Source organism: Mangrovibacterium diazotrophicum (assembly GCF_003610535.1).
Lineage (GTDB): Bacteria > Bacteroidota > Bacteroidia > Bacteroidales > Prolixibacteraceae > Mangrovibacterium > Mangrovibacterium diazotrophicum.
On record NZ_RAPN01000002.1, the window covers coordinates 1 to 12,825 of the forward strand.

At 33.8% G+C, this 12,825-nt stretch carries 15 protein-coding genes; all 15 read left to right on the forward strand.

Translation table 11 applies throughout. From position 1 onward, the window contains the following. The first annotated feature begins 137 nt into the window (after nucleotides 1-137). The 15 genes from BC643_RS16240 to BC643_RS23540 all read left to right on the forward strand — a co-directional run bounded on the left by BC643_RS16240 (nucleotide 138) and on the right by BC643_RS23540 (nucleotide 12,748). Nucleotides 138-1,451 (forward strand): HEPN/Toprim-associated domain-containing protein, encoded by a 1,314-nt coding sequence (locus tag BC643_RS16240; RefSeq protein ID WP_120274334.1) that lies wholly within the window; start codon nucleotides 138-140, stop codon nucleotides 1,449-1,451. A 161-nt stretch (nucleotides 1,452-1,612) separates the two neighbouring features. Further along, entirely contained in the window at nucleotides 1,613-3,220 is a 1,608-nt protein-coding gene (locus BC643_RS16245; protein WP_120274335.1) for a hypothetical protein, read from the forward strand. 213 nt (nucleotides 3,221-3,433) lie between these two features. Next, a complete protein-coding gene (locus tag BC643_RS16250; protein WP_120274336.1) occupies nucleotides 3,434-3,880 on the forward strand; it encodes a hypothetical protein in 447 nt (148 codons plus the stop codon). Between the two features lie 140 nt (nucleotides 3,881-4,020). Continuing rightward, a complete protein-coding gene (locus BC643_RS16255; protein ID WP_120274337.1) occupies nucleotides 4,021-5,466 on the forward strand; it encodes an AAA family ATPase in 1,446 nt (481 codons plus the stop codon). Between the two features lie 164 nt (nucleotides 5,467-5,630). Beyond that, nucleotides 5,631-6,179, forward strand: a complete 549-nt coding sequence (locus BC643_RS16260) for a hypothetical protein (protein WP_147377247.1) — start codon at nucleotides 5,631-5,633, stop codon at nucleotides 6,177-6,179. A 158-nt stretch (nucleotides 6,180-6,337) separates the two neighbouring features. Next, nucleotides 6,338-6,991: an MORN repeat-containing protein gene (locus BC643_RS16265; RefSeq protein ID WP_147377248.1), complete on the forward strand. Its 654-nt coding sequence runs from the start codon at nucleotides 6,338-6,340 to the stop codon at nucleotides 6,989-6,991. Nucleotides 6,992-7,177: 186 nt separating this feature from the next. After that, on the forward strand, nucleotides 7,178-7,627 hold the full coding sequence (locus BC643_RS16270) for a hypothetical protein (RefSeq protein ID WP_120274340.1): 450 nt from the start codon (nucleotides 7,178-7,180) through the stop codon (nucleotides 7,625-7,627). Nucleotides 7,628-7,813: 186 nt separating this feature from the next. Further along, nucleotides 7,814-8,473, forward strand: coding sequence for a hypothetical protein (locus tag BC643_RS16275; protein ID WP_120274341.1), 660 nt, complete (start codon nucleotides 7,814-7,816; stop codon nucleotides 8,471-8,473). 159 nt (nucleotides 8,474-8,632) lie between these two features. Continuing rightward, nucleotides 8,633-9,280, forward strand: a complete 648-nt coding sequence (locus BC643_RS16280) for an AbiU2 domain-containing protein (RefSeq protein WP_120274342.1) — start codon at nucleotides 8,633-8,635, stop codon at nucleotides 9,278-9,280. 155 nt (nucleotides 9,281-9,435) lie between these two features. Next, a complete protein-coding gene (locus BC643_RS16285; protein WP_147377249.1) occupies nucleotides 9,436-9,945 on the forward strand; it encodes a DUF4304 domain-containing protein in 510 nt (169 codons plus the stop codon). Continuing rightward, nucleotides 9,935-10,273, forward strand: coding sequence for a hypothetical protein (locus BC643_RS16290; protein ID WP_120274344.1), 339 nt, complete (start codon nucleotides 9,935-9,937; stop codon nucleotides 10,271-10,273). The genes BC643_RS16285 and BC643_RS16290 overlap by 11 nt, the downstream gene beginning before the upstream one ends. 159 nt (nucleotides 10,274-10,432) lie before the next feature. Continuing rightward, nucleotides 10,433-11,176: a Cthe_2314 family HEPN domain-containing protein gene (locus tag BC643_RS16295; RefSeq protein WP_120274345.1), complete on the forward strand. Its 744-nt coding sequence runs from the start codon at nucleotides 10,433-10,435 to the stop codon at nucleotides 11,174-11,176. A gap of 164 nt (nucleotides 11,177-11,340) precedes the next feature. Continuing rightward, nucleotides 11,341-11,814 (forward strand): leucine-rich repeat domain-containing protein, encoded by a 474-nt coding sequence (locus BC643_RS16300; protein WP_120274346.1) that lies wholly within the window; start codon nucleotides 11,341-11,343, stop codon nucleotides 11,812-11,814. Between the two features lie 176 nt (nucleotides 11,815-11,990). After that, entirely contained in the window at nucleotides 11,991-12,200 is a 210-nt protein-coding gene (locus BC643_RS16305; protein WP_147377250.1) for a hypothetical protein, read from the forward strand. 116 nt (nucleotides 12,201-12,316) lie between these two features. Beyond that, complete coding sequence (locus BC643_RS23540; protein ID WP_211338121.1) at nucleotides 12,317-12,748, forward strand: hypothetical protein; 432 nt, start codon at nucleotides 12,317-12,319, stop codon at nucleotides 12,746-12,748. Nucleotides 12,749-12,825: the final 77 nt, after the last annotated feature.

A 12,825-nucleotide genomic window follows, 5' to 3' on the forward strand; every position in this document is an offset into this window, starting at 1 on the left:
GTGGTACGCCAACTGCGGATTCTCGCATCGCAGTTCCGTGTCCTTCGGACAGGAACGCTCTCCGAAATCCGCCCCGACAACATGTACCAACCGTTGGGGGCAATTAGACAGAGCTGCAACAACATGATAAATAAGTAATGGGTTCATATTGCGAATTATATATTAAAGACTATCCAATTGCAACGACGAAGAATGAGATAGACCCTTTTTTACTCTCTTTATTTCAAACGAGTGACTTGAATGTTTTTGAACGAAAGATTGGGGATAGAATTCAAGTATTGTACGGTAGAGAAAATGAGGAGGAAGAAGAGGAAAAAGCAATACAATACTTTAATTCAGCTAAAAATATACGTGACAGATTGAATGTTATGGGTTTTACTCTGACTAGAACCATAGAAAGATTCGAAGAGTCAAAAGAAGAATCGTTAGTCAGATTAAGGGAACGGATTGAGGATAAAACATTCAATGATTCTGATAGAATGAATAAGATACTGACAAATGAAATTCAAATTTTGGAGAATAATTCATTTGATGATTTTATAGAAGCGGTTAAAGAAATATTTGAGCATAATTATGGCTTTGCTGTAAAGAAGGAAAATTTACCTGATAAAATTAATCCTATCATCCCTTATCTATTAGACTATGGATATGGACTTGATAGATTTCCATATGATTATGACCAAAGGACATTATTGAGAGCTTTGTTAGAAGCAACTGAACCAGACGCTATAATCACTTATGATATAACAGAATTGCTTGAAAGTGGATATTATGAAGGAGAACCTGAGGAGGTATATGACGAAGTAATTGGAAATCTAACATTTGATTATGAGCTTGGAGAAAAGTTTCTAATTCTTACAGAGGGGACATCTGATATTAACATATTACGGGATTCATTAGAATTATTATATCCGCATTTGACGGGATATTATTCATTTATGGATTTTGGAGTCTCAAATGCCTCAGGAAGTGCCAGTTCATTAGTTGCAAGTATAAAATCATTTGTTGGTGCTGATATAAAGAACAAAGTAATTGCACTTTTTGATAATGATACAGCAGCAGAATCTGCAATCAGCGGCTTATCAAAAACTAAAATACCACCCAATATTAAGATTAAACAATATCCTATTATCGATATTGCAAAAAACTATCCGACCATCGGACCGACAGGAATAACAAATATGGATATTAATAGATTAGCATGTAGTATTGAAATGTATTTAGGTCAAGATATTTTAAGTCAGAAAGAAGGTTTAATGCCAATACAGTGGAAAGGGTATGATTCTAAATTAAAAAAATATCAAGGTGAAATCATAGATAAAACCAAAGTTCAGAAAGATTTTAAAAAGAAAATAAAAGAGTGTAAAGAAGACCGGAATAAAATTAAGGACGAAGACTGGCGAGAAATGCATGATTTACTACAAATGATATTTAATACTTTTAATGAATAACTGCCCCCAACAAGTGGTCATAAAACATTGCGCGGACAGTGCTATATTTGAATGAAATAACATTTAATCAGCGGCTTATCGGGCTGATAAGTTTGTGCTTCGAAGTGCGCAACGTTTCATACCACAGGCCGTTAGCAAACATATTAAAAAACAGAAATTGAATGGTACTTGAAGACTGCCCAACAACCAAAGCAACAAATGAATACTGGAAAGAGAAAATTCTGTATTCATTTCCAATTTTGGAGCAAGCAAACGATTCAAAATACTTATCACTAAAGGAATATGTCCATGAACGACCTCAAAAGTTTTATTCAAAAAAAGCATTTGAGGAGTTTCTATCATTTCTTGACAATAAACAAATAAAAAATTCTGATTGGTTTAAAGAATTATATTCCGAAATAGAACACGAAATAAACATCGCAATCAAATCATTAAATGATGTAAACTCACTCGATATTCATGATATTTTCATACCTGACAATAATATTGAATGTATTAGATTTATTGACAATCACATCCACTTCAATTATTTAAAATTAATCGAAGCAGTTTACCACAAATTTCTGTTATTCATTGCCTACAATCAAAGAAAACAGAGAAATAAACCGACCACTGGTTTAGACATCTACAACTGTATTGAGGAAGTTAAAAATTCAAATTTCGATTACTTAACAGAACCTTATGAAAATACAGTTAGAAATGGGATTGCACATGGTGGAATAACCTATAAAGATTTCGATACAATTTACAAGGGTAAAAAAGGTCAACCAGTTCAATTCAGCACAAAGGACATCATAAAGAAATTTGACAAACTTTTGGATGTGTGTAACGCGCTTGCTCTCGCTTTTAAAATATTTGTCATTCTAAATAGAGAGTATTTTCAAAATAATAATTTAACAATACCTAAACAATTCTTAATTCAAGAATTAAAAGCCCTCGCCAATGCCCCCAAATGGGAGGTAGTTGATTGTTTAGAAAACGAAATTGTAGACGGAAGAAAACAACTTAATATTTTCATTAAAAATCAACTTGTAGAATTCCAAGAAGTTAATTATCATGCATTTAGAACAGCTATCATAGCCGAGTATTTTGCAAGAGGATTTGACAGATACTTTTTTTCTCTCGAATCAAAATATAGCTTGCCTGGTTGGGCTGGTTACGATGGGAAAATATTAAAAAGGGAAAGATTGAATAATAGCACTGATTTATCAGGATACCAAGGTGCACTTGAAGATAATATGCTCTTTTTTATAAGTAATGTAAAACTGCCTCGAATAATTAAGAAAGTGATTAGATACATCAGGCTGGCAAAAATAATTATGCCAATGGAGTATCATAAATACACAAATTATACATTTAAACGCAAATATGAATTAAGAGAAACAAAACCTCACAGACGTGGATTATCCGTAATTATAAATGACCCAAGCGTCTACATTTACCCGGAAAACAATGAGGATATAATCACTTTAATAAGAAACAACTATAAAAAAATAACGAAGTATGCGATTAAAGAATCTAAGAAAGAACTTGGCTTCTGGCATAGATTTTTAAAGACAAAATATATTCGCGTTACAGTTTATGACACTGATTTAAGAAAAAGAAATTTACGAGGTTCTGGATTGATAGATAGTTTAATCTGTTCAATTACAGTGAATAGGTCGAAGAAAATAAAAAATATAGATTTTATTGGAGGTGTCCCAGAACAAAAAGGAAAATACAGAATAATCTGGAATGGAAATTGGAAAAATATAAAATACGTTTGCTAACACGTGGTATAAGGCATGGCTGGGTTTGTGCGGATTCGACAAGTCGAATCTCGTCCCAACCTCAGTTTCGGTCGGACACTCAGACTCTCGTCTGACCGCCACGACCTCATACCACCACCGTTAGCCACAAATTTAATGAAAAGAGGATTCTACATATTATTAGTTGTTTGCTTTACTATTTTTTCATGCACTCCGAGACCAATAAACAATCAATTGAAAGTATATGGACATAACCTCGGTGAAACCGTAAATACTGATTTTCTGGAATTAGAAAAGTATGGAGAAAATTTCGGACTTGTTGCCTTTAAAAAAGATGAAAGATTTACAGCACGAACAATGAAAAATCATCTATTTGAAATTTGGGCGACAAATCTGACAGACAAGGAATTTAAAGAGTTTAAAAATATTCTCACTGAAAAATTGGCGCAAGAACCTGAGCGATTTATTGGCAAGACACATTATGGAATGGATATTAAAGGAGAAGAATTCTATTGGAAAGACTCAATTACATACTATGAATATTCACTCGGAATTACACACAGAAATGACACAACATATTCAATGACTATAGAAAATGCTTTAATAAGAGATTCTATCGGAAACGCCTTTATTGAAGACTATGGAAAAGAAACAATAATTGAACTAGCAGAACCAAAATGAAAAATCAGTGGCTAACAAATTGTAATATGGCAGGCGGGGGGCTTAGCGGTCTGACAGGATTTCTTTTCGAAATCCCGCCCGACCACATACAAGTGACCGTTAGCGGTAATATTGAATCGACCTAAAAAAGTACTATTTAAATGATTGAAAAGATTATTGAGATAAAAAATATTGGAAGATTTATAGATTATAAATTAAAATCATCTAATCAGTGGAATGGAGAATTAAAGCAGATTAATTTGATTTATGCTCCTAATGGTTCTGGCAAAACTACACTGGCAACAATTTTCAAATCTTTAAAAACTGAAAATGGCAGTTTAATTGAAATTAAAAAATCCTCAATAACTGATGATGAGTCAATTGTACGATTGAAAAGCAATCACATAATTGAATATAAAAATAAATACTGGAGTGACATTATTAGCAATATTGAGGTTTTCGATATTCATTTTGTAGAAGATTATCTATTTGTTGGTTCAACATTAAAAAAGCAAAATAAAGTTAACCTGTATAAATTAATTCTTGGTCAAAAAGGTATTGAGTTTAAAAACGAATGTAAAACTCTAATAAGTAAAAAGGAATCACTCTTAAAAAGAGTAAATAGTGCAATCAATGAAGAGAATAAATTAGCACTAAATGCTCGACTGACTCAAGCACAAAAAGAATTAGATACTGCCTTAAACGAGTATTACAGCTACTCAAATGGTATTTTCGAAGAACATATTAAATTCGTAAACAAGTATCTTTCAAGATTCTCACCTTATATAAAGCTAACAGAATTTTCATATCAAAAAGGAAAAGGATTATCTGACTTTGAGATATTTCGTATATATATCGTTTTTGAAATTCATGGTAGACAAGTTCATTTCAATGCCCCTGATTTAGTTCGAAAAATTCCCAATGCAAAATACACGATGAGTGAAGGTGATAAAAGTGCAGTCGCCTTTTGCTTCTTTTTGGCAAGACTAGAGATTTTAGGTTATAATGATAAGATTATTGTATTTGACGACCCCCTATCTAGTTTCGATTATGGTCGAAAGACAACCACCATATTTAATTTAGCAAAAATTGCGCATAACTGTCAGCAATTCTTCTTACTCACTCATGACATCCATTTTGCTAAAGAATTTAACGACAAGCTCGATTTTAATGATGTATTAAACCTAAAAATATCTGACAATGGTTTATCCAGCATTATTACCTTTCACGACATCTATAATGAGACATTGAGTGGACTTCAAAAGGACTTACAAACAGTAAAAAATTATTTATCAAATGGTGTTATCTCAGAAGCCGAAAGACGAGAAGTAATTAGATGTGTAAGACCAATTCTCGAAGGAATTATAAAGACAAAATATTTTGACGTTTTGGATAACAATTGCTGGTTGGGTGATATTATTTCAATTATCAATAAATCAACGACTAGACTATCAAATTTAAAACCGATTTATACAGATTTAATCGAATTAAATGATTTCACAAAAGCCTATCATCACTCAGACAGTGGCATTCAAAATGATTTAATAAATGACCAAGAGCTTAAGAACTATATAAATTTATTAATGCAAGTAATTGAAAAAATATAAAATACTACCGCTAACACAGTACATATTGCAGGGCGGGGTTCGGTGGTACGCCAACTGCGGATTCTCGCATCGCAGTTCCGTGTCCTTCGGACAGGAACGCTCTTCGAAATCCGCCCCGACAACATGTACCAACCGTTAGGCTTCATTATGAAAAAACCAAAACAATGAGAATTCCTTCCTTCAAAATATCAGCGTTATTAATTTTAATTCTCATGTTCTCATGCAATACTGACATTAAAAAATCAGAATTAAAAATGGTGAACGTTATTGACTTGAATGGAAAATTTCAAGTGAAACTCCCAGAGAATTGGAAAAAGGAATTTAATACAACCGAATCTTCTTCAGGGATTATCTCGTCTGACACAGCGAGAGAATTGAAAAACAAAGTGATTATTAATGTTAATTGGAATCTAGATACGGTTTATATCAATCCTAACCTGGAGCAAACACTTGACTCTCTTAATGCAACAGTTGGACTAAAAACACAAATGCAAAAAAGCGGGAAAATACGTGCTTATCGGACAAGTTTCAATTTTAGTTCTGGTTATGACTCGACCGAAAAAATGCAACGGAATCAGTATTTGTATGTACTAAAAAAAGATTCCATTAAAGGATACATATTAATGACAGCAACAATTTTTGGAGATTCAATTCTGACCGAACAATCGGAATTAGTCGCAGAGATTGTAAAAACAATAAAAATGAATAAATAACGAAAGCCTAACAATTTGCAAATTGCATTGCGAGTGCAGTGGTGTGCGTTGTCTCTGCTCCTTTCTTGACCGTCTTCGTCCTGCGGACGCTGACGCTCTTCGAAATCCGCAACGACAACTTGCAAGTGACCGTTACCTGCTATTTTGAAAACGAAAAAATGACAAGATTAATCACATTATCAATATTACTCATATTTGCTAGCTGTTCAAGCAATAATAGATATACAATAATTGGAGATTGTGAGAACGGTTATGGAGAGAAACAATGGAAAGACGGAACAATTATGAAAGGTAACTGGAATAGTGGAGAATTAAATGGAAACGGTTATCAATATTTTGGTATAGAATCTGAATTTTCAGGTGACTGGTATGAAGGTGAGTTTTCAAACAATGAATACAATGGAAAAGGAATCTACTACGACAAAAGTGAGGATGCAAAATATACTGGTCAATTTAAGAATGGAAAATCTGATGGAAAAGGGAAGCTAGTATTTGGTTCTGAAGCAGAATATCCAAATCGCTATTATGATGGAGACTGGGTTAATGGGAAAAGACAAGGATTTGGGATTAAATTCTGGGGAGAAGCTGGAAAATATACAAACAATAGATACGAAGGAGAATGGTACAATGATGAGCAAAACGGAAACGGCAGATATGACTGGTCAGATGGGAGCTTTTACATTGGACAATGGGAAAATGGATTACAAGACGGTGAAGGTGTTTACACATTCTCAAATGGTGAAAAGTTTGAAGGAAGCTGGGATAAAGGTTATAATAGAGAACTGGCTATCAAACTTTACGGACATGAATAAATAAATAAAAAAATAAAAAAACAGCAGGTAACACGGTACATATTGCAGGGCGGGGTTCGGTGGTACGCCAACTGCGGATTCTCGCATCGCAGTTCCGTGTCCTTCGGACAGGAACGCTCTTCGAAATCCGCCCCGACAACATGTACCAACCGTTAGGTACAATATTAAAATACCAAGAAACTGACAATGCCATACAAGGTTAAGAAATTGATACAGCAATATTCTCTCGTTGACTTATTAGAAATAATGAGAAACGAAAGACACCAGGAATATCAATTGGCAAAAGACGAGTTTCAAAAAAGGAAACCATCAGAAAAAGAATTAGAGATAGCAAAAAAAGGACTTGAAATCCGAATAAAAACAAGAAATAAACCTCTGTCGACAGAAGACAAAATTTATTGTTTTCTAATTCCATTTATGGCTGCAAAAGACCCTTTTGTTAATGATTCGACAGAAATTAATAATGAGTTTGAAAGTCAAATAGATGAATTTGATATGTATGGAGAAACTCGACGGGTTGAAGAACTAAAAAAGTGGCAAGCATATGCGAGAATAACACACGCTAGCCTGTTTGGACTTTTAATTCTAATCGGACTGATATTTTTTATTATCAGTGCAATCAGACAAGTTGGATAGAGACAAAATGAAGAAAAAAAAATAAAATACAGTACCTAACAATTTGTCATATGGCAGGCGGGTGTTTTAGCGGTTTGACAAGTCAAACCAGTGTTACCACTTCCTGCGTGTCTGACAGGATTTCTCTTTGAAATCCCGCCCGACCACATACAAGTGACCGTTGTGCAACATTTTGAATTCAGAGAAATGAGACTAAATAGAATAATATTGGCATTAATCCTTTTTGTACATGTAAACCTATTTGCTCAAACTGGCAATATCAAAGGAGACGGTTTAATATCTGTTAATCCTGAGAATTATCCGACAATTCAATTTTATAAGAATAAAGAAGATACTAAACCTATAAAATCAATAAAAATATTTGATGACAAGGAAATTAATTCTTTCAACATTAAAGATTTGGATTTAATAGAAAAAGAGTGGTTCAAACCATTACATATCAATCTTGACTATTACATTTTTTATTTTCAATGTTCGAATGTTGATGCAAATTGGTATCAAATAATCGTAGACGAAGAATCAAACTTAAAATACTGGATAAAAAAATCTCCTGATTTAAAATATTTATCGTGGGAGAAATTTATATGTGAGACAGTTACGGTTAGACCAATTGATACAATCTCAAATCCAATTTTAATATCACCGAATTTGAACTCGGAGAAATGCAAAAAACAATTAGTTGATTGCTTAATGCCAATAGAAACTAAAGGTGACTGGTTAAAAGTAAAAGTTGAGCCAGCAATATGCGACAAAACTTTTGAGATGAAAGATGACGAAATATTTGAAGGATATATTCGATGGAGAAAAGATGATAAATTACTGATAGAATACTTTTTGACATTATAAAAAAACGTTGCACAACACAGTACATATTGCAGGGCGGGGTTCGGTGGTACGCCAACTGCGGATTCTCGTTTCGCAGTTCCGTGTCCTTCGGACAGGAACGCTCTCCGAAATCCGCCCCGACAACATGTACCAACCGTTATAGCCAATTTTGAATAAACAATGCCGGACTACAAAATCAACAAAACTGACAAATTACTTTCTGAAAACATTAGGAATCGGAAAGAAGAGATGCAATTAATGTTCTCGAGAAATTTAGAAACACATGAACAACTTCTCGATTTATTGTTTAATGGAACTAATCATGCAAATTACAATGGATTTAAGGACACCAAGCTTATTTGGAACATCGCTGCATTTACAATTACAATATCATATGACCTAAAAGTTATTGGACAAGACTTGATGTTAGCTGAAAATGAATGGCAAAAACGTTTGCATGCAAGACATGCATGTCTAATAATCTACGAGTCGATCAATGACTTCTTCGATTTATTGGGAAAAGAATTCAAAACTTTAGTGGCTATAAAAATTTGCAATGAAGAAATTGAAGAAGAATTGAATAAAGTTAGAAGTGAGTTAAACTCATACAAAAGAAAATATTTTAACAAATTAAAAGAAATAAGAAACACATCAATCGCTCATCGAGATAATGATTCACTAAAACAAATTAATACAATTATCAATTTAAGTTGGTCTGACACAATTGAGTTAGTAACGAACTTTGATATAATATTGACGGATCTTGGGAAAATAATTCAAGTTATAATTTATGCAGGATTAGACGACTTTAATGAACTTAAAAATTAAAAAACTGGCTATAACAAATTGCAAATTGCATTGCGGGTGCAGCGGTGTGTGTTGTCTCTGCTCCTTTCTTGACCGTCTTCGTCCTGCGGACGCTGACGCTCTTCGAAATCCGCAACGACAACTTGCAAGTGACCGTTAACGCCAAGTTTAAAAGAATGACAGCAAAGGACAAACAAATAGAATTTATAAAGTCGTATTTGAAACCAAAACTCAAAGAGGAAGGTTTTCGGACTTCGGGACAGACTTGGTGGAAAATGAAAGATGACTTTTTTATTGTAATTAATTTGCAAAATTCACAATGGAACAGCAAAGAAGAAATGAGTTTCTGTTTTAATATCGGTGTTGGGCTTACAGCAAATTTGACAGACAAGAAAAAAGTAACACATTTTGATAATTTAACTCCACTTCGAGAAGATTCTTACCTATCGAAAAACAGGAAAAAACATAAATTTAGGAAAGAGGGTTGGCTCGATTATTTAATGACAGAAAAGACAGACTTGAATGACTTTACAAAAGAGTTGAAAATTGATTTTGAGGAGGATATTTTACCAAAATTAAATGGACTTCAAAACATCAAAGATTGTCTTGAATTTTATCGCCAATTTGACATCTGGGGTTCAAACTTGCAACGAAAAGTAAATCAACTGAGACAAAATGAAAAATAAAATTGATAGATGGTTTATTCTTGTCTTAATCGTAGTACTATTTTATAGTTGTTTAAATAAAAAGGAGCCAAACGCAACTATTGACAATGAGCAATTTGTGGAAAATATAGTCCAGAAGTTTATTGAGAATGGAAATGTAAAATCCAACCCATTAGTAATTTTAGATGGTGTCCCCTACAATTATGATATTCTTATCAAAGAAAAAAAATTAGAACAGTATAAAGACAGTGTAATAACTATATCATCTTTAGATTTTGAAGTTGGCAAAATACTCTATGGTGACAGAGCAAAAAATGGTGTAATAATTATATCATCAAAAGATAAATAAACAATGAAAAACCAGGCGTTAACACGTGGTATAAGGCATGGCTGGGTTTGTACGGATTCGACAAGTCGAATCTCTTCCCAATCTCAGTTTCGGTCGGACACTCAGACTCTCGTCTGACCGCCACGACCTCATACCACCACCGTTAGGGCAAATTATAAAATGGAACACAAACAAGAACATATTATAGAAATTGGACAAATTATCAAGGATGAAAAATTGGTAAGTCTTTCTGATAATGACTATCAATATAATGACCTAAATGTTTTAACATTAGTTTCTACAGATATTTCCAATTGTAATAAATCATTTGAAAAATTTCATGGACTAAAAAATGTTTGGGATTTAATTAATTGCAATAATGACTTGAAACTTTTCACCGCACATCTTTTTTATTATAGACCTCTAATAAATAATCCAATTGGTGAATCATATTTACTAGACGGAGAATTTATGTCAACTTATTTCCAAAATGGCGCGGACTGGCTTTACTCTTCTTTCGTCAGTTGTTGCTATGAGAAACTTTATAACTTCTGGGACAGAATTGGTGACGCATTAGCATATTATTTAAATGTCGAGATTAGAGAAGAACAAGTAAATTTTCCCAAAGTCATCGACATTTTGACTGGTCGTGAGTCCCTAAAAGACAATAAATATTTTGAAAAACTATTGAGTTTTAAAAACGGAGAGTTCAAAGAATTTAATGCACATAGAAAAGACATTGTACATTATTACCAATTTGAAACAACTTTTAGATTCGAACACGCGATTAATAGCGGTGATAAAAATAAAATTGAGGAACTTTGGAAATGGAAAAACGAGATGCCAGAGTATTTCAGTCAACATTTAAAAATCTCATGTGAAGGATATTACAATATGTATAAACTAATAAATAACTTGCCCTAACAAATTGTATATGGCAGGCGGGGGTTTTAGCGGTCTGACAAGTCAGACCTCGTGCCCACTTTCCTGCGGGTCTGACAGGATTTCTTTTCGAAATCCCGCCCGACCACATACAAGTGACCGTTAAGGGGCATTTTGAACCAACTCCAAAATATTAATAGCAATTAATGAAGTACCTCATAATAATATTGTTTTTTGGCATATTGGCCAGCTGTTCAATTAAATTGCAGCAGACGGTTTTAGATTTATCAGATGGAAAAGTAGATAAATACTACAAAAGACAATACAATACTGAGAAATATACTTCTCTAGATCTAGATAATAACAATCTAAAAACTATTCCTGAATTTGTATGGGATTTCAAGAATCTGAAAACGCTCAGATTGATGAATAATCAAATCGACTCATTACCCGCTAGCATCGATAAATTACAAAAACTGAAATACATCAATTTAGCGAGGAATAGGCTAAATCAAATAAATAAGTCCTTATCTAATTTAGAAACATTAAGGGTGATTATTTTAATTGATAATCCTCTGTCAATTGAAGAATATGAGAAACTGAAACTAGCAGTCAACGACAGCTGTTTGATTGTAATAGCTTATGAATTTATTGAATATCCACCATACAAAAAAAAATAAAAGACGCCCCCTAACAATTTGCAAATTGCATTGCGGGGTCGGTGGTGTGCGTTGTCTCTGCTCCTTTCTTGACCGTCATCCCGACGAGTCGGGACTACGCTCTTTGAAATCCGCCCCGACAACGTGTACCAACCGTTATGGTCAATGGCAAAAATCTAATAACCAAACAAAAAATAATGAATAGAACAATCAGACTCTACTTGAAACCATTTTTATTCACAGGAATAGTATTTGGAATTCTTATGGCAGCATGGGACTATTTTGACAAAGGAAATATTGACTTAATAAAACTAATTTTCATGAGTATATGCTTTGGTGCTTTAATGTCATGGAGAGCAGTTGCAATTCAAAAACAGAAAATAAAGAGAAAAACAAGTAATGAATGAATACTTTTTGAGACCATGCAACATAAAAACATGCAATTCTACAAAAATTTGCAAGATGTGATATTAAAGCTTTTATAGAATGAGTTGACAGGTGGAAAATGGCAAAATGACTAAAAATGGAATACCCCCAGCCCATAACAACCTACATATTGCAGGGCGGGATTCTCGTTTCGCAGTTCCGTGTCCTGTCGGACGCTGACGCTCTCCCCTGTCTGCCGCCAGGCAGGGAAATCCGCAACAACAACTTGCAAGTGACCGTTACCAATCATCCCCGCCCTCAAACCAAACAACAGAAAATGGAACAAAAAGAATTGCCCCAATTAACAGACCAGGAATTGTTAGAGGAAGCGAAGAATCTGAAGTCGGCAGCCATCACGAATGACGTATTAATTGGCGTTCTGATCGGCATCGTCATCTACAGTATTCTGAAGAGCAGCTTTGGATTTTTGACCTTAATCCCCTTGTTTTTAATTTACAAACTGGTAAACAATTCGAAATACGATAAAAAAGAACTGGAAAATCTTCTGGCTGAGCGAAACCTGAAATAGCATCCGGAGACATTTGCCGAAGCCAGGAACAACTTCTACATATTGAAAAAGGCCACTACCCTTTCGGGACAGCGGCC

Bases quoted from the DNA above. Each gene is read 5' to 3' on its own strand.
- BC643_RS16240 (WP_120274334.1), top strand. From the start codon at position 138: ATGGGTTCATATTGCGAATTATATATTAAAGACTATCCAATTGCAACG.
- BC643_RS16245 (WP_120274335.1), top strand. From the start codon at position 1,613: ATGGTACTTGAAGACTGCCCAACAACCAAAGCAACAAATGAATACTGG.
- BC643_RS16255 (WP_120274337.1), top strand. From the start codon at position 4,021: ATGATTGAAAAGATTATTGAGATAAAAAATATTGGAAGATTTATAGAT.
- BC643_RS16260 (WP_147377247.1), top strand. From the start codon at position 5,631: ATGAGAATTCCTTCCTTCAAAATATCAGCGTTATTAATTTTAATTCTC.
- BC643_RS16265 (WP_147377248.1), top strand. From the start codon at position 6,338: ATGACAAGATTAATCACATTATCAATATTACTCATATTTGCTAGCTGT.
- BC643_RS16270 (WP_120274340.1), top strand. From the start codon at position 7,178: ATGCCATACAAGGTTAAGAAATTGATACAGCAATATTCTCTCGTTGAC.
- BC643_RS16275 (WP_120274341.1), top strand. From the start codon at position 7,814: ATGAGACTAAATAGAATAATATTGGCATTAATCCTTTTTGTACATGTA.
- BC643_RS16280 (WP_120274342.1), top strand. From the start codon at position 8,633: ATGCCGGACTACAAAATCAACAAAACTGACAAATTACTTTCTGAAAAC.
- BC643_RS16285 (WP_147377249.1), top strand. From the start codon at position 9,436: ATGACAGCAAAGGACAAACAAATAGAATTTATAAAGTCGTATTTGAAA.
- BC643_RS16290 (WP_120274344.1), top strand. From the start codon at position 9,935: ATGAAAAATAAAATTGATAGATGGTTTATTCTTGTCTTAATCGTAGTA.
- BC643_RS16295 (WP_120274345.1), top strand. From the start codon at position 10,433: ATGGAACACAAACAAGAACATATTATAGAAATTGGACAAATTATCAAG.
- BC643_RS16300 (WP_120274346.1), top strand. From the start codon at position 11,341: ATGAAGTACCTCATAATAATATTGTTTTTTGGCATATTGGCCAGCTGT.
- BC643_RS16305 (WP_147377250.1), top strand. From the start codon at position 11,991: ATGAATAGAACAATCAGACTCTACTTGAAACCATTTTTATTCACAGGA.
- BC643_RS23540 (WP_211338121.1), top strand. From the start codon at position 12,317: ATGGAATACCCCCAGCCCATAACAACCTACATATTGCAGGGCGGGATT.